This window comes from Phytobacter sp. (assembly GCF_059074235.1).
In genome coordinates this window covers 1,360,427-1,384,029 of record NZ_JCACPZ010000004.1, presented here as the reverse complement: position 1 = coordinate 1,384,029, position 23,603 = coordinate 1,360,427, and the positions used below count along the sequence as shown (strand labels likewise).

Annotated in this window: 18 protein-coding genes, 4 tRNA genes, 3 rRNA genes and 1 pseudogene; 15 read left to right on the top strand and 11 right to left on the bottom strand. The window is 54.0% G+C overall.

Annotation, left to right across the window (positions count from 1 at the left end):
• Window positions 1-182 precede the first annotated feature (182 nt).
• The 6 genes from AC5JPW_RS10535 to AC5JPW_RS10510 all read left to right on the top strand — a co-directional run bounded on the left by AC5JPW_RS10535 (window position 183) and on the right by AC5JPW_RS10510 (window position 5,512).
• Window positions 183-1,722, top strand: a 16S ribosomal RNA gene (locus AC5JPW_RS10535).
• Window positions 1,723-1,793: 71 nt separating this feature from the next.
• Window positions 1,794-1,870 (top strand) — tRNA-Ile (locus AC5JPW_RS10530).
• A 110-nt stretch (window positions 1,871-1,980) separates the two neighbouring features.
• Window positions 1,981-2,056: transfer RNA gene (locus AC5JPW_RS10525), tRNA-Ala, on the top strand.
• A 208-nt stretch (window positions 2,057-2,264) separates the two neighbouring features.
• Window positions 2,265-5,172: ribosomal RNA gene (locus AC5JPW_RS10520) — 23S ribosomal RNA — on the top strand.
• Window positions 5,173-5,267: 95 nt separating this feature from the next.
• Window positions 5,268-5,383, top strand: a 5S ribosomal RNA gene (rrf, locus tag AC5JPW_RS10515).
• The 16S, 23S and 5S rRNA genes sit together here with 3 tRNA genes alongside, the layout of an rRNA operon.
• A 52-nt stretch (window positions 5,384-5,435) precedes the next feature.
• A tRNA-Asp gene (locus AC5JPW_RS10510) sits at window positions 5,436-5,512 on the top strand.
• A gap of 106 nt (window positions 5,513-5,618) precedes the next feature.
• Here AC5JPW_RS10510 and fabF read toward each other — a convergent pair.
• The 3 genes from fabF to yafC form a co-directional block, all read right to left on the bottom strand.
• A complete protein-coding gene (gene fabF, locus AC5JPW_RS10505; protein WP_494240104.1) occupies window positions 5,619-6,896 on the bottom strand; it encodes a beta-ketoacyl-ACP synthase II in 1,278 nt (425 codons plus the stop codon).
• Window positions 6,897-6,914: 18 nt separating this feature from the next.
• Window positions 6,915-7,472, bottom strand: coding sequence for a winged helix-turn-helix transcriptional regulator (locus AC5JPW_RS10500; protein ID WP_494240101.1), 558 nt, complete (start codon window positions 7,470-7,472; stop codon window positions 6,915-6,917).
• A gap of 114 nt (window positions 7,473-7,586) precedes the next feature.
• The gene (gene yafC / locus AC5JPW_RS10495) at window positions 7,587-8,486 is read right to left on the bottom strand and encodes a DNA-binding transcriptional regulator YafC (RefSeq protein WP_494240100.1); all 900 of its coding nucleotides are present in this window, start codon (window positions 8,484-8,486) and stop codon (window positions 7,587-7,589) included.
• A 225-nt stretch (window positions 8,487-8,711) separates the two neighbouring features.
• Between yafC and AC5JPW_RS10490 the strand changes: the two genes are divergently transcribed.
• Window positions 8,712-9,512 (top strand): endonuclease/exonuclease/phosphatase family protein, encoded by an 801-nt coding sequence (locus AC5JPW_RS10490; protein WP_494240099.1) that lies wholly within the window; start codon window positions 8,712-8,714, stop codon window positions 9,510-9,512.
• 77 nt (window positions 9,513-9,589) lie between these two features.
• Window positions 9,590-10,360, top strand: coding sequence for a class I SAM-dependent methyltransferase (locus AC5JPW_RS10485; protein WP_494240098.1), 771 nt, complete (start codon window positions 9,590-9,592; stop codon window positions 10,358-10,360).
• A 49-nt stretch (window positions 10,361-10,409) separates the two neighbouring features.
• On the opposite strand, the gene mltD is transcribed toward AC5JPW_RS10485, so the two are convergent.
• Together mltD and gloB are read right to left on the bottom strand one after the other, a co-directional pair.
• Window positions 10,410-11,777, bottom strand: a complete 1,368-nt coding sequence (mltD, locus tag AC5JPW_RS10480) for a murein transglycosylase D (RefSeq protein WP_494240097.1) — start codon at window positions 11,775-11,777, stop codon at window positions 10,410-10,412.
• 71 nt (window positions 11,778-11,848) lie between these two features.
• Entirely contained in the window at window positions 11,849-12,604 is a 756-nt protein-coding gene (gene gloB / locus AC5JPW_RS10475; protein ID WP_494240096.1) for a hydroxyacylglutathione hydrolase, read from the bottom strand.
• Between the two features lie 32 nt (window positions 12,605-12,636).
• On the opposite strand from gloB, the gene AC5JPW_RS10470 reads away from it, so the two are divergent.
• Window positions 12,637-13,353, top strand: a complete 717-nt coding sequence (locus tag AC5JPW_RS10470; protein WP_494240095.1) for a class I SAM-dependent methyltransferase — start codon at window positions 12,637-12,639, stop codon at window positions 13,351-13,353.
• Here the strand turns inward: AC5JPW_RS10470 and rnhA are convergent.
• Window positions 13,344-13,929 (bottom strand): annotated as a pseudogene (gene rnhA / locus AC5JPW_RS10465) (ribonuclease HI). The gene AC5JPW_RS10470 and the pseudogene rnhA overlap by 10 nt on opposite strands.
• On the opposite strand from rnhA, the gene dnaQ reads away from it, so the two are divergent.
• Window positions 13,883-14,614, top strand: a complete 732-nt coding sequence (gene dnaQ, locus AC5JPW_RS10460; protein WP_494240093.1) for a DNA polymerase III subunit epsilon — start codon at window positions 13,883-13,885, stop codon at window positions 14,612-14,614. The pseudogene rnhA and the gene dnaQ overlap by 47 nt on opposite strands.
• Before the next feature lie 132 nt (window positions 14,615-14,746).
• Window positions 14,747-14,823, top strand: a tRNA-Asp gene (locus tag AC5JPW_RS10455).
• Between the two features lie 153 nt (window positions 14,824-14,976).
• Here the strand turns inward: AC5JPW_RS10455 and AC5JPW_RS10450 are convergent.
• Window positions 14,977-16,449 carry an NCS1 family nucleobase:cation symporter-1 gene (locus AC5JPW_RS10450; RefSeq protein ID WP_494240091.1) on the bottom strand — a complete coding sequence of 491 codons (1,473 nt, stop codon included), beginning with the start codon at window positions 16,447-16,449 and terminating at the stop codon, window positions 14,977-14,979.
• A gap of 145 nt (window positions 16,450-16,594) precedes the next feature.
• Here AC5JPW_RS10450 and AC5JPW_RS10445 point away from each other — a divergent pair, with 145 nt between their 5' ends.
• From AC5JPW_RS10445 to puuE, 3 genes are read left to right on the top strand one after another with little or no spacing between them, the layout of a single operon-like run.
• Window positions 16,595-17,314 carry a GntR family transcriptional regulator gene (locus tag AC5JPW_RS10445; RefSeq protein WP_494240090.1) on the top strand — a complete coding sequence of 240 codons (720 nt, stop codon included), beginning with the start codon at window positions 16,595-16,597 and terminating at the stop codon, window positions 17,312-17,314.
• Window positions 17,311-18,048: an aspartate/glutamate racemase family protein gene (locus AC5JPW_RS10440; protein ID WP_494240089.1), complete on the top strand. Its 738-nt coding sequence runs from the start codon at window positions 17,311-17,313 to the stop codon at window positions 18,046-18,048. Before AC5JPW_RS10445 ends, AC5JPW_RS10440 begins: the two co-directional genes overlap by 4 nt.
• A gap of 29 nt (window positions 18,049-18,077) precedes the next feature.
• Entirely contained in the window at window positions 18,078-19,022 is a 945-nt protein-coding gene (gene puuE / locus AC5JPW_RS10435) for an allantoinase PuuE (RefSeq protein ID WP_494240088.1), read from the top strand.
• Window positions 19,023-19,067: 45 nt separating this feature from the next.
• Here puuE and hpxZ read toward each other — a convergent pair whose 3' ends face one another.
• The 4 genes from hpxZ to AC5JPW_RS10415 are packed head-to-tail and all read right to left on the bottom strand — an operon-like array spanning window position 19,068 to window position 22,602.
• Window positions 19,068-19,454, bottom strand: a complete 387-nt coding sequence (gene hpxZ, locus AC5JPW_RS10430; RefSeq protein ID WP_494240087.1) for an oxalurate catabolism protein HpxZ — start codon at window positions 19,452-19,454, stop codon at window positions 19,068-19,070.
• On the bottom strand, window positions 19,451-20,824 hold the full coding sequence (locus tag AC5JPW_RS10425) for an AtzE family amidohydrolase (RefSeq protein ID WP_494240086.1): 1,374 nt from the start codon (window positions 20,822-20,824) through the stop codon (window positions 19,451-19,453). Before AC5JPW_RS10425 ends, hpxZ begins: the two co-directional genes overlap by 4 nt.
• A complete protein-coding gene (gene hpxX / locus AC5JPW_RS10420) occupies window positions 20,821-21,009 on the bottom strand; it encodes an oxalurate catabolism protein HpxX (protein ID WP_494240084.1) in 189 nt (62 codons plus the stop codon). The genes AC5JPW_RS10425 and hpxX overlap by 4 nt, the downstream gene beginning before the upstream one ends.
• Before the next feature lie 9 nt (window positions 21,010-21,018).
• The gene (locus tag AC5JPW_RS10415; protein ID WP_494240083.1) at window positions 21,019-22,602 is read right to left on the bottom strand and encodes a gamma-glutamyltransferase family protein; all 1,584 of its coding nucleotides are present in this window, start codon (window positions 22,600-22,602) and stop codon (window positions 21,019-21,021) included.
• A gap of 113 nt (window positions 22,603-22,715) precedes the next feature.
• On the opposite strand from AC5JPW_RS10415, the gene AC5JPW_RS10410 reads away from it, so the two are divergent.
• Window positions 22,716-23,555, top strand: a complete 840-nt coding sequence (locus AC5JPW_RS10410) for a MurR/RpiR family transcriptional regulator (protein WP_494240081.1) — start codon at window positions 22,716-22,718, stop codon at window positions 23,553-23,555.
• The last annotated feature ends 48 nt before the right edge of the window (window positions 23,556-23,603 follow it).

Genomic DNA, 23,603 nt, shown 5'->3' with positions numbered 1-23,603 from the left:
ACACCTCGCAACGGTGAGCGAAAGCCGCAGTTGCACTGCTCTTTAACAATTTATCAGACAATCTGTGTGGGCACTCAAAGTGACATGGATTCTTAACGTCCTCGGACGAATAAATGAATACCAAGTCTCAAAGAGTGAACACGTAATTCATTACGAAGTTTAATTCTACGAGCATCAAACTTAAATTGAAGAGTTTGATCATGGCTCAGATTGAACGCTGGCGGCAGGCCTAACACATGCAAGTCGAACGGTAGCACAGAGAGCTTGCTCTTGGGTGACGAGTGGCGGACGGGTGAGTAATGTCTGGGAAACTGCCTGATGGAGGGGGATAACTACTGGAAACGGTAGCTAATACCGCATAACGTCGCAAGACCAAAGAGGGGGACCTTCGGGCCTCTTGCCATCAGATGTGCCCAGATGGGATTAGCTAGTAGGTGGGGTAATGGCTCACCTAGGCGACGATCCCTAGCTGGTCTGAGAGGATGACCAGCCACACTGGAACTGAGACACGGTCCAGACTCCTACGGGAGGCAGCAGTGGGGAATATTGCACAATGGGCGCAAGCCTGATGCAGCCATGCCGCGTGTATGAAGAAGGCCTTCGGGTTGTAAAGTACTTTCAGCGAGGAGGAAGGCAATACGGTTAATAACCGTGTTGATTGACGTTACTCGCAGAAGAAGCACCGGCTAACTCCGTGCCAGCAGCCGCGGTAATACGGAGGGTGCAAGCGTTAATCGGAATTACTGGGCGTAAAGCGCACGCAGGCGGTCTGTCAAGTCGGATGTGAAATCCCCGGGCTCAACCTGGGAACTGCATTCGAAACTGGCAGGCTTGAGTCTTGTAGAGGGGGGTAGAATTCCAGGTGTAGCGGTGAAATGCGTAGAGATCTGGAGGAATACCGGTGGCGAAGGCGGCCCCCTGGACAAAGACTGACGCTCAGGTGCGAAAGCGTGGGGAGCAAACAGGATTAGATACCCTGGTAGTCCACGCTGTAAACGATGTCGACTTGGAGGTTGTTCCCTTGAGGAGTGGCTTCCGGAGCTAACGCGTTAAGTCGACCGCCTGGGGAGTACGGCCGCAAGGTTAAAACTCAAATGAATTGACGGGGGCCCGCACAAGCGGTGGAGCATGTGGTTTAATTCGATGCAACGCGAAGAACCTTACCTACTCTTGACATCCAGAGAACTTAGCAGAGATGCTTTGGTGCCTTCGGGAACTCTGAGACAGGTGCTGCATGGCTGTCGTCAGCTCGTGTTGTGAAATGTTGGGTTAAGTCCCGCAACGAGCGCAACCCTTATCCTTTGTTGCCAGCGGTTCGGCCGGGAACTCAAAGGAGACTGCCAGTGATAAACTGGAGGAAGGTGGGGATGACGTCAAGTCATCATGGCCCTTACGAGTAGGGCTACACACGTGCTACAATGGCATATACAAAGAGAAGCGACCTCGCGAGAGCAAGCGGACCTCATAAAGTATGTCGTAGTCCGGATCGGAGTCTGCAACTCGACTCCGTGAAGTCGGAATCGCTAGTAATCGTGGATCAGAATGCCACGGTGAATACGTTCCCGGGCCTTGTACACACCGCCCGTCACACCATGGGAGTGGGTTGCAAAAGAAGTAGGTAGCTTAACCTTCGGGAGGGCGCTTACCACTTTGTGATTCATGACTGGGGTGAAGTCGTAACAAGGTAACCGTAGGGGAACCTGCGGTTGGATCACCTCCTTACCTTAAAGAACCTGCCTTTGTAGTGCTCACACAGATTGTCTGATGAAAATTAGCAGTAAAGAAATCTCTGCAGGCTTGTAGCTCAGGTGGTTAGAGCGCACCCCTGATAAGGGTGAGGTCGGTGGTTCAAGTCCACTCAGGCCTACCAAATTTTCCCTGAATGCTACGTTGCGAAACAGCTCGCATACTTCAGTATGCTTCGCCGTTCCGCGCCTTGCCTCAGGAAAAATTCCGGTGACAGAGATTCAGTATTACGATGGGGTTATAGCTCAGCTGGGAGAGCGCCTGCCTTGCACGCAGGAGGTCTGCGGTTCGATCCCGCATAGCTCCACCATCCTTTACTGCACACTATAAGAAAACTTCAGAGTGTACCTGAAAAGGTTCACTGCGAAGTTTTGCTCTTTAAAAATCTGGATCAAGCTGAAAATTGAAACGACACATCGTGTCTGTTCTCCGTAATAAGAACAGAATAGCGGTGTGTTCGAGTCTCTCAAATTTTCACGACATCGGACGGTGTTTTACGAAACATCTTCGGGTTGTGAGGTTAAGCGACTAAGCGTACACGGTGGATGCCCTGGCAGTCAGAGGCGATGAAGGGCGTGCTAATCTGCGATAAGCGTCGGCGAGGTGATATGAACCTTTGACCCGGCGATACCCGAATGGGGAAACCCAGTGTGTTTCGACACACTATCATGTCATGAATACATAGTGGCATGAGGCGAACCGGGGGAACTGAAACATCTAAGTACCCCGAGGAAAAGAAATCAACCGAGATTCCCCCAGTAGCGGCGAGCGAACGGGGAGGAGCCCAGAGTCTGAATCAGCGCGTGTGGTAGTGGAACGGTCTGGAAAGTCCGGCGATACAGGGTGATAGCCCCGTACACGAAAGTGCACACGTTGTGAACTCGAAGAGTAGGGCGGGACACGTGGTATCCTGTCTGAATATGGGGGGACCATCCTCCAAGGCTAAATACTCCTGACTGACCGATAGTGAACCAGTACCGTGAGGGAAAGGCGAAAAGAACCCCGGCGAGGGGAGTGAAAAAGAACCTGAAACCGTGTACGTACAAGCAGTGGGAGCCTTGATTTATCAGGGTGACTGCGTACCTTTTGTATAATGGGTCAGCGACTTATATTCTGTAGCAAGGTTAACCGTATAGGGGAGCCGCAGGGAAACCGAGTCTTAACTGGGCGTTAAGTTGCAGGGTATAGACCCGAAACCCGGTGATCTAGCCATGGGCAGGTTGAAGGTTGGGTAACACTAACTGGAGGACCGAACCGACTAATGTTGAAAAATTAGCGGATGACTTGTGGCTGGGGGTGAAAGGCCAATCAAACCGGGAGATAGCTGGTTCTCCCCGAAAGCTATTTAGGTAGCGCCTCGTGAACTCATCTTCGGGGGTAGAGCACTGTTTCGGCTAGGGGGTCATCCCGACTTACCAACCCGATGCAAACTACGAATACCGAAGAATGTTATCACGGGAGACACACGGCGGGTGCTAACGTCCGTCGTGAAGAGGGAAACAACCCAGACCGCCAGCTAAGGTCCCAAAGTCATGGTTAAGTGGGAAACGATGTGGGAAGGCACAGACAGCCAGGATGTTGGCTTAGAAGCAGCCATCATTTAAAGAAAGCGTAATAGCTCACTGGTCGAGTCGGCCTGCGCGGAAGATGTAACGGGGCTAAACCATGCACCGAAGCTGCGGCAGCGACACTATGTGTTGTTGGGTAGGGGAGCGTTCTGTAAGCCGTTGAAGGTGGCCTGTGAGGGTTGCTGGAGGTATCAGAAGTGCGAATGCTGACATAAGTAACGATAAAGCGGGTGAAAAGCCCGCTCGCCGGAAGACCAAGGGTTCCTGTCCAACGTTAATCGGGGCAGGGTGAGTCGACCCCTAAGGCGAGGCCGAAAGGCGTAGTCGATGGGAAACAGGTTAATATTCCTGTACTTGGTGTTACTGCGAAGGGGGGACGGAGAAGGCTATGTTAGCCGGGCGACGGTTGTCCCGGTTTAAGCATGTAGGCGGAGAGTTTAGGTAAATCCGGACTCTTTTTAACGCTGAGGTGTGATGACGAGGCACTACGGTGCTGAAGTAACAAATGCCCTGCTTCCAGGAAAAGCCTCTAAGCATCAGGTAACACAAAATCGTACCCCAAACCGACACAGGTGGTCAGGTAGAGAATACCAAGGCGCTTGAGAGAACTCGGGTGAAGGAACTAGGCAAAATGGTGCCGTAACTTCGGGAGAAGGCACGCTGATGGTAAGTGAAGCGACTTGCTCGTGGAGCTGAAATCAGTCGAAGATACCAGCTGGCTGCAACTGTTTATTAAAAACACAGCACTGTGCAAACACGAAAGTGGACGTATACGGTGTGACGCCTGCCCGGTGCCGGAAGGTTAATTGATGGGGTTATCCGCAAGGAGAAGCTCTTGATCGAAGCCCCGGTAAACGGCGGCCGTAACTATAACGGTCCTAAGGTAGCGAAATTCCTTGTCGGGTAAGTTCCGACCTGCACGAATGGCGTAATGATGGCCAGGCTGTCTCCACCCGAGACTCAGTGAAATTGAACTCGCTGTGAAGATGCAGTGTACCCGCGGCAAGACGGAAAGACCCCGTGAACCTTTACTATAGCTTGACACTGAACATTGAGCCTTGATGTGTAGGATAGGTGGGAGGCTTTGAAGCGTGGACGCCAGTCTGCGTGGAGCCAACCTTGAAATACCACCCTTTAATGTTTGATGTTCTAACGTAGACCCGTAATCCGGGTTGCGGACAGTGTCTGGTGGGTAGTTTGACTGGGGCGGTCTCCTCCTAAAGTGTAACGGAGGAGCACGAAGGTTAGCTAATCCTGGTCGGACATCAGGAGGTTAGTGCAATGGCATAAGCTAGCTTGACTGCGAGAGTGACGGCTCGAGCAGGTGCGAAAGCAGGTCATAGTGATCCGGTGGTTCTGAATGGAAGGGCCATCGCTCAACGGATAAAAGGTACTCCGGGGATAACAGGCTGATACCGCCCAAGAGTTCATATCGACGGCGGTGTTTGGCACCTCGATGTCGGCTCATCACATCCTGGGGCTGAAGTAGGTCCCAAGGGTACGGCTGTTCGCCGTTTAAAGTGGTACGCGAGCTGGGTTTAGAACGTCGTGAGACAGTTCGGTCCCTATCTGCCGTGGGCGCTGGAGAATTGAGGGGGGCTGCTCCTAGTACGAGAGGACCGGAGTGGACGCATCACTGGTGTTCGGGTTGTCATGCCAATGGCATTGCCCGGTAGCTAAATGCGGAAAAGATAAGTGCTGAAAGCATCTAAGCACGAAACTTGCCCCGAGATGAGTTCTCCCTGACTCCCTGAGAGTCCTGAAGGAACGTTGAAGACGACGACGTTGATAGGTCGGGTGTGTAAGCGTAGCGATACGTTGAGCTAACCGATACTAATGAACCGTGAGGCTTAACCTTACAACGCCGAAGGTGTTTTGGCGTGAAGAGACGAAATTTTTAGCTTGAACCGGATTAATCGACAGGTCCAGAGGACGTGTTGATAACAGAATTTGCCTGGCGGCAACAGCGCGGTGGTCCCACCTGACCCCATGCCGAACTCAGAAGTGAAACGCCGTAGCGCCGATGGTAGTGTGGGGTCTCCCCATGCGAGAGTAGGGAACTGCCAGGCATCAAATTAGCAGTAAACCGGGGCAATAAACCGGAGTGTGACGAAATTCGGTGGAGCGGTAGTTCAGTCGGTTAGAATACCTGCCTGTCACGCAGGGGGTCGCGGGTTCGAGTCCCGTCCGTTCCGCCACTTATTAAGAGCCGCATCTCATATGAGATGCGGTTTTTTTTGCCTGTCATTCTTTAAACTCACCATAAAAATAAGCAAGGAGCATTCACCCCTTGCCTTATATTTATCAGTTATCCCACCGTTTCAGCAGCAAACTGGCATTCACCCCCCCAAAGCCAAACCCATTAGATAATGCGTATTCCATTGCCAGTGGACGTGCTGTCAACTTCACCAGATTCATACCAGATGCAGCAGCATCAGGTTTATGCAGATTCAACGTCGGTGGCGCAATTTGCTCGCGGAGAGCCTGAATTGTGAATATAGCTTCTATGCCCCCGGCAGCTCCGAGTAGGTGCCCTGTTGCGGATTTCGTTGAGGTGATCGCAACCTGATGATCGGCAAACAGGCCGCGAATTGCTGCTAACTCCCCTTTATCTCCGACTTGCGTAGACGTTGCGTGAGCGTTTATGTGTTGAACGTTTTCTGGCTGGATACCCGCCTGATTCAACGCCGCCTCCATTGCTCGTCGTGCGCCATTGCCATCTTCTGGCCCTGCGGTGAGATGGTATGCATCTGCACTTGTGCCATAGCCCACGAGCTCGGCTAATGGTGTTGCACCGCGTGAAAGCGCATGCTCCAGTGACTCGATCACCAACAACCCTGCACCTTCACCCATCACAAATCCATCTCGGTCCTGATCAAAGGGGCGTGATGCTTCCTGCGGACATTCATTAAACCCGGATGAAAGTGCTTTCACGGCCGCAAAACCCGCGAGACTTACCCGATGAATCGCCGCCTCACTACCTCCGCATAAAGCTATATCAGCCTCGCTGGCACGAATTAATCTGGCTGCATCACCGATAGCCTGTACCCCTGCTGCGCAAGCTGTCACCGGTGCACCTATCGGACCGCGGAAACCGTATGCGATAGAGACATGGCCTGCAGCCAGGTTGGCAAGAAAAGAGGGGATCGTAAAAGGAGATAGCTTACGTGGACCGCGGTGCTCAGTGGTCGTAACTGCATCTGCAATTTGGCTAAAACCGCCGATGCCGGTGGCAATGATTGTGGCTGTTCTGTCTCTTGATGCTTGATCCTGAGGATGCCAGTTCGCTTGCTCAAGAGCTTCATGGGCTGCAACCATGGCAAACTCAATAAAACGATCCATTTTCTTGCGATCTTTTGCCGGAATGACGGATAAAGGATCGAAACCGTGTTGAGGATCTTCTTCAATGCCAGGCACCTGGCCCGCAACCTTACAAGCAATGTCTTCCACGAGCGTTTCAGGTAAAGAACGAAGGCCTGAATTTCCTGCCAGCAGGGACTGCCAGACGTGTTTAACGCCGCAACCCAGCGGGCTGACGATGCCCATCCCTGTGATGACGATACGTTGCTTTAAATCGTGCATAAAAATCTCCAGATATGGTCAGGCTTCCCCAGGATGGCTTTTGCCGGATAAATCGCCGGGACTAAATTTCTGAGTGCTATCGCCCGCACTTTTGCGTTGCAAATATTCATGGCGATAGTGGATAAGTGGCGAGGCTGCCGGGCCTGGTACCATGGCATATTTCTCCGGGGTGAGAGGCTGGCCGGTTGCTTCATCAACCATAACGGCATGTACCAAGCGTTGAGTCGCTTTCTCAACCAACTGAATCTGTCGACCTTCCGGAGCGAAATGGCGGTTACCCCATTCAGCCAGCGCCAGGATCACCGGACGGAAATCGCGTCCGCGTTCGGTCAGATGATACTCATAGCGGGGAGGGGTGCTGCTGTAACACACTTTTTCCAGCAGACCCTCTTCAACCAGTTCTTTCAGGCGTCGCGAAAGAATGTTCGGCGCAACGTTTGCGCTTTTCTGAAACTCATCAAAACGTGTAAAACCTGAGAAGGCGTCACGCAAAATCATCATGCTCCAGCTGTCGCCAATACGGCCGAGGCTTCGGGCGATGGGGCAAGGGGCTTCACACAGCGGCTCGTTTTTCATTTTCTCTCCATTACCATTGTGTGGATCACATTCACATAGTAACTATCAAAATGCAAGTTACTATGTGGGTGCATGAGCTACTTGAGCAAGTTGATCGTGCGGGGAAGGGGATTTCTACGCTAGCGGTGTGATAGCGAGGTGCTCGCTGACGAAGTCGATAAAAGCGCGAATACGCGTGCTGACTGCTCTGTCACTGTAGTAGACAGCGCTAAAAGGCATTTCAACGGGAAGACGTTTGTCGGCGAGAACCTCAACTAGCTCCCCGCTTTGCAGCTCTTTGTTGATCATGTAGTCGGACAGACAGGCGATACCGTTGCCACTCAGGCAGAGATGTTTGAGGGTTTCCCCACTGTTGGACGTTAACCCACACTCTGCCTCATACAGTTGACCGTCACTGGAAGCGACCGGCCAGGTGTTTAACGACACGGGTTCAGTAAATCCCAGACACATGTGATTTTTAAGATCGGCGGATGCGTCCGGCATACCGTAGCGAGCAAGATATCCCGGGGAGGCAATCATTTTTCGAGAACTACTGAAAAGCGGACGTGCGCGTAAGCTGGAGTCGGTCAATTTTCCTACGCGGATCGCCACATCGACTTTGCGTTCTATCAGATTGATAAATGTCTCACTGGAGACCAGTGATAGCGAAATTTCCGGATAGCGCTCGCGAAACGGCTTAATCATTGGCATCAAAAAATGGAGCATGACAGGGGTAGCTGCATCAATGCGCAGCGTTCCACGCGGCGTCAGTTTCGCCTCCATCACCTCAGTTTCTGCCGCAGCCATTTCCTGCAGCACCCCTTGAATTCGGCGGAAATAGCGTTCGCCTTCCTCGGTGAGGCTTAGCTGACGTGTAGTGCGATTAAGAAGATTAACGCCCAGTTTACTCTCAAGTTTTTTCACCGCCCGACTGACCGCCGAGTTTGCCTGACCGAGGCGTTCAGCCGCACGGCTAAAGCTGCCGCTCTCAACAACCGCAACGAAAATGGTGAGTTCTTCTGAGCTGGCTTTCATTGTTGCACCTGTAGCAATAGTTGGCAGATATTATGGTGATTCTGCTATTTAACCACCCATTATCATGGGATGTCACCCGTGTTGTGTATGCAAGTTACTAAGCACTTACTAACTTGAAACTGGCGCTTTTCTGCCTTTCGCCGTTGAAACTCTGCGCTAAAATCCCTATAACTGAATGACCACTCCATGAGATGGAGGGTTAAGTGAAGAGGTATAAAACCGAAAGTGCCGAAGAATACTTATGCCATGCGATACGTTGCCGGACAGCCTGCGGAGCGCATTATGCCGCCTGGGTCTTTCGCGACTATTGGCAAGGCATTGCCCGCAGGTGTCCCGCTGAGCAGCGAAGATAAAATCCGCGTTCTGGTATGGAATATCTTCAAACAGCAGCGTGCGGAGTGGTTATCGGTACTGCAAAACTTCGGTAAAGATGCGCACCTTGTCCTCTTACAGGAAGCGCAAACCACACCCGAGCTGGTCAGGTTTGCGACCACTAACTATCTTGCTGCCGATCAGGTTCCCGCTTTTGTTCTGCCCCAGCACCCTTCAGGCGTGATGACGCTCTCATCTGCCCATCCGGTGTATTGCTGCCCATTGCGAGAGCGTGAGCCCATTTTGCGCCTGGCAAAATCTGCGCTGGTGACGGTGTACCCGTTACCGGATATGCGTAATCTGATGGTGGTGAACGTGCATGCGGTGAATTTCAGTATTGGGGTGGATGTTTACAGTAAACAGTTGCTGCCAATTGGTGACCAGATAATGCACCACAATGGCCCGGTTATTATGGCGGGTGACTTCAACGCCTGGAGTCGTCCTCGTATGAACGCGCTGTATCGCTTTTCGAGAGAGATGTCTCTGCGGCAGGTGCGCTTCACGGATGACAATCGACGCCGGGCATTTGGTCGTCCTCTGGATTTTGTGTTCTATCGCGGTCTGAACGTGCACGAAGCGTCTGTGCTGGTGACCCGCGCCTCCGATCATAATCCTCTACTCGTCGAATTCAGTCCCGGCAAGCCTGATAAATAATGGTGTGTCAGGTCTGCCGTCGGGCAGGCCATATGCACTGGTGCTGCCCTTTCTTTTCACTCACTAAGGACAACACAATGACCACAGGCTCTCATCATGACAATGTCGAAAAACAGTTTGGCGACCAGGCCAATGCCTACTTAACCAGCGCGGTGCATGCCTCCGGGCGCGATTTGCAGCGTCTGGCAGAGCGTCTCAGCGCCTTCCCGCAGGCACATGTTCTGGATATGGGATGTGGAGCAGGGCATGCAAGCTTTGTTGCTGCGGGCCAGTGTGCGCAGGTGACGGCTTATGATCTCTCCAGCCAGATGCTGGAGGTTGTTACCGCCGCCGCGAAAGAGAAAGGTCTGGATAACGTAGCAACGCGTCAGGGGTATGCTGAAGCGCTGCCGTTTGAGAACGAATCCTTTGATGTCGTGATCAGCCGCTATTCTGCACACCACTGGCATGACGTCGGGCAGGCTTTGCGTGAAGTACGACGTGTCCTGAAGCCTGGCGGCACATTTATCATCATGGATATTATGTCTCCAGGGCACCCGGTACGGGATATCTGGTTGCAGACGATTGAAGCGCTGCGCGATACCTCACATGTACGAAATTACTCTAGCGGTGAGTGGCTGGCGCTGTTTAACGACGCCGGGCTGACGACACGCAACCTGTTAACCGATCGCCTGACGCTGGAGTTCAGTTCCTGGATTGCGCGTATGCGTACGCCTCAGGCATTGAGCGATGCCATCAGACTGTATCAGCAAAGTGCCTCTGTGGACGTGAAACGCTATTTTGAGCTGACGGAGGACGGATCGTTTGCCAGTGATACCATCATGGCGGAAGCGCAGAAAGTCGCATAATAAAAAAGGCACCGGGGGAAACGGTGCCTTTTTTGCTTTTAGTCTGCTGTCAGGAGTCTGGCGAACTGCTGTTGTTTACAAACAACGTAAGCTGATCGCCCGGCTGTAGATTAGCGGTATCGCTGTTCCAGCGCATGACGTCGCGGATATTAACGCCGTGACGTTTTGCAATGCTGGAGAGCGAATCTCCTTTACGTACGCGGTAGGTGATGCTGTCAGCATTGCTGGCAAGACGCTGTGCGCTTGTACCTGCTCCTACTGTCAGATTCTGACCCACTTTCAGGTTTGCGCCACGCAGGCTGTTCCATTGCTGGAGATCTTTCGCTGTCACACCAAGACGCGAAGCGATGCCTGATAACGTATCACCTGAACGTACTTTATAGCTGCGGCCGCTCAATGGCGTGTTATCCGCAACTAACGTTGGCTGAACGGCAGCAATTTCGCCGGAAGCCAGAGATTCACGCAATTGGTCAGCGTGTTTCTGCGGCACCATTACGTATTGCGGTCCGCTTGCACCTAAGGTTGATCCCTTAACGCCTGCGTTAAAGGTCTTAAGCTTGCTTACCGAAATACCGGCCATGTCTGCCAGTTGATCAACCTCTACAGGACTGCTCAATCTGACGCGCGCCAACGCACGGCTTTCATCTGACGTAGGCAGACTTACACCGTACTGTTTGCTGTTTTTGAGTATGTCACTCAATGCCAGCATTTTTGGCACGTAAATTTTGGTTTCCTGTGGCAGTGAAAGCGACCAGAAATCCGTGGGTTTACCCCGCGCTTTATTCGCTTTCATTGCCTTCAGTACACGACCCTCACCGCTGTTATAGGCAGCAACCGTTAACAACCAGTCGCCATCAAACATACGATTCAAACGCTGCATCATATCGAGCGCGGCGGTTGTTGAGGCCACCACGTCACGACGCGCATCGTAGCTGCGAGTCTGTTTCAAACCATAATTACGACCCGTGCTCGGTATGATCTGCCAAATGCCAGCGGCATTACGACCAGACGTCGCATGTGGGTCAAAAGCGCTCTCCACTATGGGTAGTAGTACCAGTTCCATGGGCATGTTACGTTTCTTAACTTGCCCTGCTATCCAGTACATATACGGCTCTGCCCGTAAAGTTACATCGTGGAGATAGCTCTTATTGCTCAAATACTTCTGTTTTTGCTCGCGAATCCGGACATTTTCCGGAATTCCCATCTTTAGCTCGTCGCTTATGGAAGCCCACAAGTCTTGTTCCTGCCCGGAGAATGTCCCATCGTCCATCCACCGCGCTTGACTCGTAAACTTCCCTGCTTCCCCTTGACCAGCTGCAGAAAGGCTCTGTGCGTGCTGTTGTACGGTACCGTCGTGCTTAGACGCCTGGCACCCTACAAGCAGGACAGAGGCGAATAATATCGCTTTTGCCTTCATGTGTGTGTCAATAGTTGCTTAAAAGACGAGCGATCATAACGGCGAAGTTTTAAAAAGGCAACCCACAATTGTCAGAAGTTATCTTTCTTTGCCCTTAACCAGGCAAAATGCTCACTAGGTTGTTGCAACTTTGTTTCTTTATTTATTACTTCAATTAAATCATTGTCTTGCGTGCGTAAAAATATATTAATTCGCCGTTCAATTTTCAGATTTGTGGGGAGTGTTTTTTCATTTTTTGCACGTAACTCCTTAACTTTTCGATAATATTCGTTAAGGTCAGGATCTTCGGGTAAAAGGCTCAACGAAAACTTAATATTTCCTAAAGTATACTCATGTGCGCAACAGATAAGCGTATCTTCAGGAAGCGCGTCAATCTTACAAAAAGAGGCAAACATCTGATCTGCCGTGCCTTCGAAGAGTCTTCCGCATCCACCAGAAAACATCGTATCGCCACAGAAAAGATAAGGAGTGCTAAAGTAACAGATATGTCCTAAAGTGTGACCCGGTGTGTGAAATACGGTGAACTCATGCCCCAGGATCTGTAGGTGATCCCCTTCGCCCACAATCTTATTTGCTCCTTTGCTCTGCGTTTCAGCCGGGCCGTAAACCACTAGTTGAGGAAATTTCTGCAGCAGATCTTTCACCCCGCCCACATGATCGTTGTGATGGTGCGTCAACAGAATGGCCTGCGGTTGCCAGCCATTTTCATCAATGGCTTGCAGCACAGGGGCCGATTCACCTGGGTCGACGATCACGCAGCGACCATCATCTTCACTCAACACCCAGATGTAGTTGTCCTGAAAAGCGGGAATACTGGTAAGATTCATAAATACCTCTCAAAGCGTAGCGGAAGGTTGTGATGAAACCGGCAAGGACTCCCCGAAAATACATAGCACCGACCCACTGGGCTGAACTGCCAGGAGACGGGCATTATCGTGAAGCACTGGAAAAGGAACTCAAGCCGTGGTTTGCAAAAATGTATGGGTTTCATCTGCTTAAGATTGGCAATCTCAGCGCGGAAATCAATGCCGAAAGTTGCGCTATCTCCCATCAGGTTAATGTTTCGCTCGGCGGCGAGCCTGCACAGGTTCGGGCAGATCCGTTACATCTGCCTTTTGCGGCTAAATCTGTCGACGCCTGCTTACTTGCGCACACGCTTCCCTGGTGCACAGATCCCCATCGCCTGCTGCAGGAAGTGGATCGGGTGTTAATTGATGATGGCTGGCTGGTCATTAGCGGTTTTAACCCGGTGAGCTTGCTGGGCATGGGCAAGATGATACCCGTGATTCGGCGTTCGCTCTCGGTGAGCAGCCGCATGTTTACCCTGATGCGCCAGATGGACTGGCTCTCACTGCTCAATTTTGAAGTTCTGCATTACAGCCGCTTTCATGTACTTCCCTGGACAAAACAGGGGGGCAAGTTGCTGAGTACACATCTGCCGGCACTGGGCTGCATGCAGTTAATTGTTGCCCGTAAACGCACAATCCCGCTGACGCTCACGCCGATGAAAATGCGCCGTAACAAGTCTCAGGTGCGGCAGACCGTCGGCGCAACACGGCAAACGCGTCAGCCCTGATTTTCAGTCTGGTAGCCTACATCATCACGTGTCGGACTCATGGCCGCGGCGCGTGCCAGCTCATCGCAACGTTCGTTCTCCGGGTGACCCGCATGCCCCTTAACCCACTCCCATTTGATTTGGTGCTGGCCAAGTGCCGCATCAAGACGTTTCCAGAGATCGACGTTTTTAACAGGCTTTTTGTCGGCAGTTTTCCAGCCACGTTTTTTCCAGTTATGGATCCACTGGGTAATCCCCTGTCGTACATACTGGCTGTCGGTGCTCAGAACCACTTCGCAATGCTCTTTGAGCGCTTCCAGCGCGACAATGGCCGCCATCAGCTCCATACGATTATTCGTTGTCAGGCGATAACCGGTGCTGAAAAGCTTTTCGTTACCGCGATAGCGTAAAATTGCGCCATAACCACCGGGCCCTGGATTACCCAGACAAGAACCATCGGTGAAAATTTCTACCTGCTTGAGCATCTCTGGTAGACTTCCTGTATTAGAAATCGATATGTAAAACGATAAGTCTGACATAAATGACCGCTATGAGCACTGCAATTACACGCCAGATCGTTCTCGATACCGAAACCACCGGTATGAACCAACTTGGCGCCCATTACGAAGGGCACAAAATCATCGAGATTGGTGCTGTCGAGGTGATCAACCGTCGCCTGACGGGCAACAACTTCCATATCTACCTCAAGCCGGATCGTCTTATCGATCCTGAAGCCTTTGGGGTACACGGTATTGCCGATGAATTTTTGCTGGATAAGCCTGAATTCGGTGACATCGCTGATGACTTTATTGAGTACATTCGCGGCGCAGAGCTGGTCATCCATAACGCATCGTTCGATATCGGCTTTCTCGACTATGAATTCAGCAAGCTAAATCGTGAAATCCCTAAGACCAATACCTTCTGCAAGGTAACGGACAGCCTTGCGCTGGCCCGTAAAATGTTCCCCGGAAAGCGTAACAGCCTTGACGCGCTCTGTTCCCGTTACGATATAGACAACAGTAAGCGTACGCTGCACGGCGCATTACTCGATTCCCAGATCCTGGCCGATGTCTACCTGCTCATGACCGGCGGGCAAACCCTGATGTCATTTTCTATGGAAGGGGAAGGACAGCAGCAAGGTGATGTGGGTGGGATTCAGCGCGTTGTTCGCCAGGCAAGTAAGTTAAAGGTTGTTTTAGCGAGTGATGAAGAGCTGGTGAACCACGAATCGCGTCTCGACCTGGTGCAGAAGAAGGGCGGAAGCTGCCTCTGGCGCGCGTAACCTCTTCACTTATGTCGATAAAATGGCCCGTTGGGTGGTTTTTGCAGCAAACGGTGCAAATCATCAGAAAAAGCGTTGACGGCCCTGAATACAATACGTAATATGCGCCTCGTTCCCCAACGGGAACATCGCGGAGCGGTAGTTCAGTCGGTTAGAATACCTGCCTGTCACGCAGGGGGTCGCGGGTTCGAGTCCCGTCCGTTCCGCCAACATTTTGTTCAGGTGTCCGCGACATCTGATAAGTAAGAAAACCGCAACGTTGCAAAACGGATGCGGTTTTTTTTCGTCTGTGCACTTTCTATAAATCATCTTTCGATGCAATAAAGAAGGCCCGGACCACCTCAGTCCGGGCCTTTTTGTCTTCACTCTTTCGCCGTTGCGCGGCGAGGAGCAAACCCTTCACTCACCCCTTCACGGTCATGACGGGCAATCCAGCGGTAGCTGACACCGCCCAGGAAGACGCCAATAAACCAGCTAAAGTTTGCCATTTCATGCAGCGACGGAATAAAGCTAATGATCAGGCACACAGCAACCGACGGTATGAGTGCGGCGACCGCTTTCGGGTTAATGCCGTTTTTGTACCAGTAGCGCCCGCTCGGGGAGACGGTAAACAGATCGTCGACAAACACTTTCCCACGTTTAATCAGGTAGAAGTCCGCCAGCAGGATGCCGAACAGCGGCCCGATAAAGGAGCCCAGTACGTCCAGTGTGTAATGGATCAACTCGGGTGACTGGAACAGGTTCCACGGCGTCAGCAGCACGGAGCCAACGGCAGCAATCATCCCACCGGTGCGGAAGCTGATCTTCTGCGGCGAGCAGTTAGAGAAGTCGAACGCCGGAGAGACAAAGTTCGCCACGATGTTGATCCCGATAGTGGCGATGATCATCGTCAGCAGGCCAATTGCCATCGCCAGGCTGTTGCCCACGTGGCTGACCGTTTCAATTGGATCAGTGATCATCTTGCCGAACAGGGATTGCGTGCCGGAGACAATCACTACGGTAACGATGGAGAACAGCAGGAAATTAAACGGTAAACCCCAGCGGTTGCCACGGCGAATTTCTTGCATGCTTTTACCGTAGCGGGAGAAGTCGCCAAAGTTCAGCAGCGGTCCGGAGAAGTAGGAGACCACCAGCGCGGTGGCGGTAATCATCTGCCAGGTCTGCTCACCAGCGGTGAGTTCCTTACTGGCAAGCGTAAAGGAGATGCCGCTAAAGCCGGTTTGCGACAGGATCCACACCGCCAGTGCGAGCATCACCACATAGACAGCCGGGCCTGCCACATCAATAAAGCGTTTAATTGCGCTCATCCCATGCCAGAACACCAGCGCCTGCAGTACCCACATAATGCCAAAGCAGACCCAGCCTAAGTGCGACAGTCCGAGGAAATGCCCTTCGGTCATGGGGGCTAACGACGGCCAGAACTTCAGTGCCACCAGCATCAGGGCGTTCGCGGCCAGATAAGTTTGAATACCGTACCAGGCAAAGGCAATAAGGCCACGAATGACCGCGGGGATATTGGCACCGAACACGCCAAATGCCTGGCGACAGATAACCGCATAGGGCACGCCAGCCATTTGGCTTGGTTTGGCAACAAGGTTGGCGCACAGTTGCACAATGCAAATACCCAGCAACAGACAGAGCAACACCTGCCAACTGGCAAGACCGAGGGCAAAGAAACTCGCGGCTACCACGTAACCGCCCATGCTATGCACGTCGGACATCCAGAAAGAGAAGATGTTGTACCACGTCCAGTTCTGATCGCGCGTTGGGGCGAGGTCGTTGTTGGTCAGTCTCGGGCTGTAACTGTCTTTATAATTTGGTTCAAGGTTTGGCATGGAATCTGCTCCTCTGAATACAGATAGCGACGTTGTGTCTGCCATCAGGAGTTGCACGAACCAGGCCAGGTTTTAATTTTATGTATACAAAATACTTTAATGATGTATACAAAAGATAAGCAAAACGTAACAAAGGAATTTCAGAATGAAGCAGCAAACGGGGCTACAAACCCCAGCAGATCTGGAAGACAAAGAGAATTTCATCTGGCAGTCGCTGATGACCGCCATTGTTGAGCATCAACTGCCGCCGGGCAGCAAACTGCCGGAAGAAGCGCTGGCTGACGTATTTGGTGTCAGCCGAACCGGGATCCGTAAAGTACTGACGCGCCTTGCGACGGTGCAAATGATCACGATGACGCCCAGGCGTGGTGCATTTGTCGCAAGACCTGACATCGAAGAATCAAAATCGATATTCGCCACGCGTAAAATGATCGAGTGCGCCAACCTGCCGCAGGTGCTGGCGCATCTACAGTCGCCGCATCTGGCTGGGCTTGAGAAAATTATCGCCCAGGAAGAAGAGGCGCATCAGCAACACGACGGTGCGGCGGCTATTCGCCATTCCGCTGCCTTCCACATTCAGTTGCAGGCCATTTCTGGCAATGCGGTAGTCACCGACATCGTCACTACGCTTGCCCAGCGCTCTTCGCTGGTGATTGCCGCCTGGGGCGCGCCCTGGCAGCAGGGATGCCGCTGCGATGATCACGACAAACTCATCGAATTACTGCGTAAAAAAGACCTCAAGGCGCTCAGTCACGCGCTGTCGCACCACTTCGATCACATCGTTTCCAGCCTCAGTTTTGAGCGCGGTGGCGAGGTCCTTCCCGACTTTGCGCGTCTGTTTGGCGCAGCAGGAGAACAGTCATGACAGCAATCTGTATACAAGTGATCAATCCCAACACCAGTCCGGAGATGACCCATACCATTGCCAGTGCCGCCCGCAGCGTTGCCGCACCGGGCACCACCATACTGGCGAGCTGTCCGACGCAGGGCGTAGAGTCTATTGAAGGTCACTTTGATGAAGCCATTGCTGCCATCGGCGTGCTGGAGCAAATCAAGCACGGTAAAGAGCAGGGGGCGCAGGGGCATGTGATTGCCTGCTTTGGTGATCCGGGTTTGCTGGCTGCGCGCGAGCTGGCAAGCGGGCCGGTCGTCGGTATTGCGGAAGCCGCGATGCACGTGGCAACGCTTGTCGCGACACGCTTTTCCATCGTCACCACGCTGCCGCGCACGGTGATCATTGCCCGCCATTTATTGCAGCAATACGGTTTTGAACACCACTGTGCTGCGGTGCATGCGATCGATTTACCGGTGCTGGCGCTCGAAGATGGCACGGGTCTTGCTCAGCAGAAAGTACGCGAGCGTTGTATACAAGCCAAACGGGAAGACAATAGCGGTGCGATTGTTCTCGGTTGCGGTGGGATGGCGAACCTGGCGCAGGAGCTGACGCAGGAGCTGGGGATTCCGGTGATTGATGGCGTCACGGCGGCGGTGAAGATGGTGGAAGCCCTCATCGGACTGGGGCTTGGCACCAGCAAATATGGCGACCTCGCGTATCCCAATAAAAAGCCACTCTCCGGATGCTTTGAAATGCTGAGCTGAGGGTGGCCCCAAAAAGAGGTCGAATTAGCATGCATTCAGATATGGACAAGCCCGTCTGGCACTTTACCACCGACTACCCGCGCGATATGGCGGGGTACGCCGGAAACCCTCCCCATGCGCAGTGGCCTGGCGGTGCGCGTATTGCCGTGCAGTTTGTCCTTAATTTTGAAGAGGGCGGAGAAAACCACGTGCTGCATGGTGACGCGGGCTCCGAGCAGTTCCTGTCCGACATCATCGGCGCTGCCAGCTACCCGGCGGTACATCGGTCGATGGACTCACTGTATGAATACGGCTCCCGCGCAGGCTTCTGGCGTATACACAACGAATTTCAGAAGCGCGGTTTGCCGCTCACGGTGTTTGGCGTGGCGATGGCGCTGGCGCGCAACCCGGAGATCGTCTCAGCGATCAAAGCGGCGGATTACGACGTGGTCAGTCACGGCTGGCGCTGGATCCACTATCAGGATCTCGATATCCAGACCGAGCGCCAGCACATGCAGCAGGCGCTGGAGATCCTGACCACGCTGTTTGGCAAAACGCCGATCGGCTGGTACACCGGGCGCGACAGCCCGAATACCCGCAAGCTGGTGGTGGAGCAGGGGGGCCTGTTGTATGACAGTGACTACTACGGCGACGATCTGCCGTTCTGGACAATGGTCGATCGGAAGCCGCATCTGATCGTGCCCTACACGCTTGATGCCAATGATATGCGCTTTGCCACTGCGCAGGGCTTTAACACCGCCGAGCAGTTCTATACCTACCTGAAAGACAGTTTTGATGTGTTGTATGAAGAGGGGGAGATCGCGCCGAAGATGATGTCGATTGGTATGCACTGTCGCCTGTTGGGACGTCCAGGGCGCTTTAAGGCGTTGCAGCGTTTTCTTGATTACGTGCAGGGGCATGAAGGGGTATGGATCTGCCGCCGCCAGGAGATCGCCGAGCACTGGATGAAGACACACCCGTATACTCCAGAGTGAGTTTTTACCCTCTCCCTGAAAGGGAGAGGGAGCAAACCATCTACCTCACCCCATCAAACTCACATGTGCTGCCACAATTCGCCAGCCGTAAGGAAATTTCACCCAGGTTTGCATCTGGCGGCCAATCCGCTCGCTGTTCTCACGTGTAAATTCCGTGCTCGCCACCGCCATATCCTCTCCATAGGCCGTAATCGTGGTATGGCGCAGCAGCCTATCCAGCCCGGCTGATGGACGGGCATTGCGAAACTCGCGAATCGCCTCAATGCCGTACAAATTCTCCGTTGCGCCATAACGTACCGTGCGGGGATCGGACCAGAACAGCTCATCCAGCACCTCGACATCATTACTGATAAGCGCCTGCTCATAGCGGTAAAACGCGGCAGTGACCTCATTCAACACGGCGGGGCGATCGATATTTTCTCTGTTCATCATGCTTCCTGTGAGTAAAGAATACCTGTCTGCTCCAGTCGCCACGCGGCCTGTAAGCAGCGCGACTCCTGCCAGGGGGCGGCAATAATTTGGACACCAATCGGTAGCCCCGAGGCCGTCCTGACGGGCACGGTCACCACTGGCAGACCCAGAAACGATATTGGCTGGGTCAGCATGCCCATACTGGCTTTAACCGGAAGATCCGCATTGTTGATGCGCATTGTCTGGGCACCGATCGGCGTGGCACTGCAAGGCGTTGCGGGAGCCAGCAACAGATCGATCCCCTCAAACAGCGGCAAGGTTTTATCACGAAACCAGGCGCGAAAACGCTGGGCCTGAGTGTACCAGGCGGAAGGCGTCATGGCCCCTGCCAGTAAACGCTCGCGGGAGTTAAGCTCGAATGCTTGCGCATCGGTACGCAGTGCGGGCAGATAGTGGTTTCCCCCTTCGGCGGCAGACAGCAAAAAGGCAGCGCTGCGGGCCAGCTCGGCCTCCGGCAGAATCAACGACTGTTCAGCGCCCAGTGCCCGCGCCACGGCAGCGACAGCCTCACGGGCATCGTTGTCACACCAGGTGGAGAAATAGCCCTCCAGCACCGCACATCGTAGCGACCCGTTTGCGCTAAGTGCTGGCAACGTCATCGTGCTCGCATGTTCCGATTGCCAGCGGTCTTCAGCATCCTGCCCCTGCAGGGCGTCGTACACACAGGCCAGATCTTCCACGCTGCGTGCCAGCGGACCAATGTGATCCAGACTGGCGACAAACGGATGACTGCCGGAACGGGACAAGCGCCCAAAGGTTGGTTTTAGTCCCAACACGCCACACAAAGAGGCGGGAACGCGAATAGATCCGTTGGTATCCGTACCCAAGGCAAAATTGACCATCCCGGCGGCCACGGCAGCCGCCGATCCCCCGGACGATCCGCCCGCCACCCGTGAGGTATCTCGTGGGTTGCGCGTGGCACCATAATGGCTGTTTTCGGTGGTAAAACCGTAGGCGTAAGCATCCATATTCAGCGTCCCTGCCAGCATCGCCCCGGCCTGGCTCAACTGATGTAACGCAAAGGCATCTTTCACTGCGGGCGGCTGGGTGCTGAACAGTTTCGCCCCGGCAAGCGTGGTTACCCCTTCCACATCGAACAAATTCTTCACTGCATAAGGCACTCCGGCGAGGGGGGGCAGGGCATCACCGGAAGACAGATGTGCATCGATGCGAGCGGCTTCACTCAGCATTCGCGTGCCGGTGACGCCCGTAAAGGCATTAATCAGCGGGTTAGCCTGCTCAATGTGCGCCAGCGACTGTTGTGCCAGTTCGCCTGCGCTGAAGCTTTTCGCCCGCAATCCTTGCTGAATTTCCCGAATGGACAGATTCATAGTCGATATTCTCCCGCCCCTTCCTGACGCTGCGGCAGGGGAAAGGCCATCAGTGGTTCAGCCATCGCCGCAATACGGGTCAGTTGTATTTCCAGTTCAGCACGGCGGGCATCGTCCAGTGGCACAGCCAGTAGCTGCTCCATCAACCGGATATAGCCCGGCCAGTCAAAGGTATTGTCAGTCATGGTTGCTCCTTAAAAACCGGCTGCACTGCCGTTACTGCGTGGATCGAATGCCCCTTCGAGCATCCCGTTGGGGTGGCGCACTATCGCCCCTGCGTGCCCGGTGGCCTCGCTCAGACCCGGCAGCCACTCCACCTCATGCCCCAGGTCACGCAGAGCCTGGTAAGTTTCTGTACTGAATCCGCCTTCGAGTTTCAGGCTTTCAGAAGCCTGGCCCCAGGTGCGGCCTAACAGCCAGCGCGGGGCGCACACCGCCTGCTGTAAGGGCATGTTCTGCATCACATGGCGGGTAAAAATGGCGGCCTGGGTCTGCGGTTGCCCGTCCCCACCCATGGTGCCGTAGACCATCGTACGGCCATCTTTCAGGCGCGCAGCGGCGGGGTTGAGTGTGTGGAACGGCTGTTTGCCGGGCATTAACGCCAGCAGATGGTCCGGGTCGAGGCTAAAGGCGGCTCCCCGGTTTTGCAGGAGAACGCCGCTCTCCGGCAGCACCACACCGCTGCCAAATTCGTGATAAATGCTCTGAATAAACGACACTGCCAGCCCGTTTTTGTCCACCACGCCCATCCAGACGGTATCGCCGGGGCCTTTACCTTTGCCCCAGGGCGCAGCGCGGGATTCATCAATGCTGGCAGCCAGGGTTTCCAGTGGGGTTTGTTCCAGCAGACTCTGCACCGGGAGGGTGACATGACGAGGATCGGTAATGTAGCGATCGCGCAGGCCAAAGGCTTTTTTGGTGGCTTCTACAATGCGGTGGATGGTCTGCACTTCGCTGGCCTGCGCCATCTCCAGATGGTCTGTGATGCCGAGGATCGCCAGAGAGACCAGCCCCTGGGTCGGCGGCGTCATGTTGAACACCTCGCCCTGACTGTGTGCCAGGCGCAGCGGTACCCGGCGATGGGCGCGATGAGACGCTAAATCGCTGGCGGTCAGCGGCAGGCCGAGGGTCTGCATCTCAGCAGCCATCAACTCTGCCAGCGGACCGCGATAAAAACTGTCCAGCCCATCGGTGGCGAGGCGTGTCAGGGTACGAGCCAGACGCGGCTGACAAAAACGGCTGCCCGCCTGAGGCACGTTGTCTTCCACCAGAAAGGTCTCCGCGAAGCCGGGAACATCGACCAATTCCGGGTATTTGCTTTGGGTGGCGCAGGCCTGAGACTGAGTGACCGGAATTCCGTCGCTGGCGTAACGAATGGCATCTGCCAGCAGGCGCGAGAGCGGTAACTGCCCGCCGCCGAGGGTGGCAGAAAATTTTAGCGCCTCATCCCAGCCACTGAGCGTGCCCGGTACGGTGAGGGCGGCAAGCGTACCACGATGGGGGATCTGCGTATGCCCGGCGTAAAAATCCAGTGTGGCCTTCTGTCCGGCAGCACCGCTGGCATCGATGGCCAGCGGTTCTCCCTCCGCAGGCACAATCAGCCAGAATCCGTCGCCGCCAATCCCGTTCATATGGGGGTAAACCACCGCAATGGTGGAGGCAGCAGCAACCATCGCTTCAATGGCGTTACCGCCGTGGCGCAGTACCGACAATGCCGACTCGCTGGCAAGGTGGTGGGGCGTTACGGCCATACCGGAGGGGGCCATATTACTTTGCATCGTCACGCTCTCTTTTTCGGTGTAGTCAGAGAGCTAAGCAAGAGCTGTTCCAGATTGACGATAAGCGTTTCAGTGTGTCAGCTTAGAGTGAAACGAAAGTTGCAGGAGGGCCTATGCAGCAGTTAGATACGCGCTTGCGTGAGTGTTACAGTGAATTATCCCCGCAGGAACAACGGGTTGCTTCATTCATTATGGATCATTTCGACGATCTGGTGAGTTATAACAGCGCTGAACTGGCGCGCCTGAGCGGCGTGTCGAAGGCCACCGTCAGCCGTTTGTTTAAGCGCCTGGGTTATGATCGTTTCAAGGAGATGCGCGACGAGCTGCGTACGCTTCGCCAGAGTGGAATGCCGCTTACCGAAAACCGCGACGCGGTACAGGGCAACACGTTGCTGGCACGCCATTACAAGCAGGAGATGGCTAACCTGACTCAGTGGGTGAATGCGCTGGATGCCGTACAATTTGGTGAGGTGGTGCAGGCACTGGGCGAGGCGCGGCGGGTATTTATTCTGGGCCTGCGTAACAGCGCACCTGTGGCACTGCACCTGCGCCAGCAGCTCATGCAAAGCCGGGGGCAGGTGTATGTGATGCCGCAGCCGGGACAGACGCTGGCGGAGGAGTTGGTGGATATCACCCCGGCGGACGTGGTGGTGGTGGTGGCATTTCGTCGTCGCCCACGGGTGATCCGCCCGGTGCTTGAGTCTCTGCAAAAGCAGGGCGTTCCGGTCGTTGCTATCAGTGAGCCGCAGGCCGCGGGCATTGCGACCCTGAGTCGCTGGCATCTGGGCGTGCCGCTCGATAGCGTCTCGGCGTTTGACAGCTATAGCGGGGCAATGAGCCTGGTGAATCTGCTGGCGAATGCGTTGCTACATAACGCGTTGACCGAGGGCCGCCAGCGTATTCATCAGATAGCGTCGTTGTACGCAGAGCTGGATGAACTGGAACAGCGCTAGCGCACCTTAATGGTGCTCTTGCACTCTTGTGGTGATCACTGGTGGCGC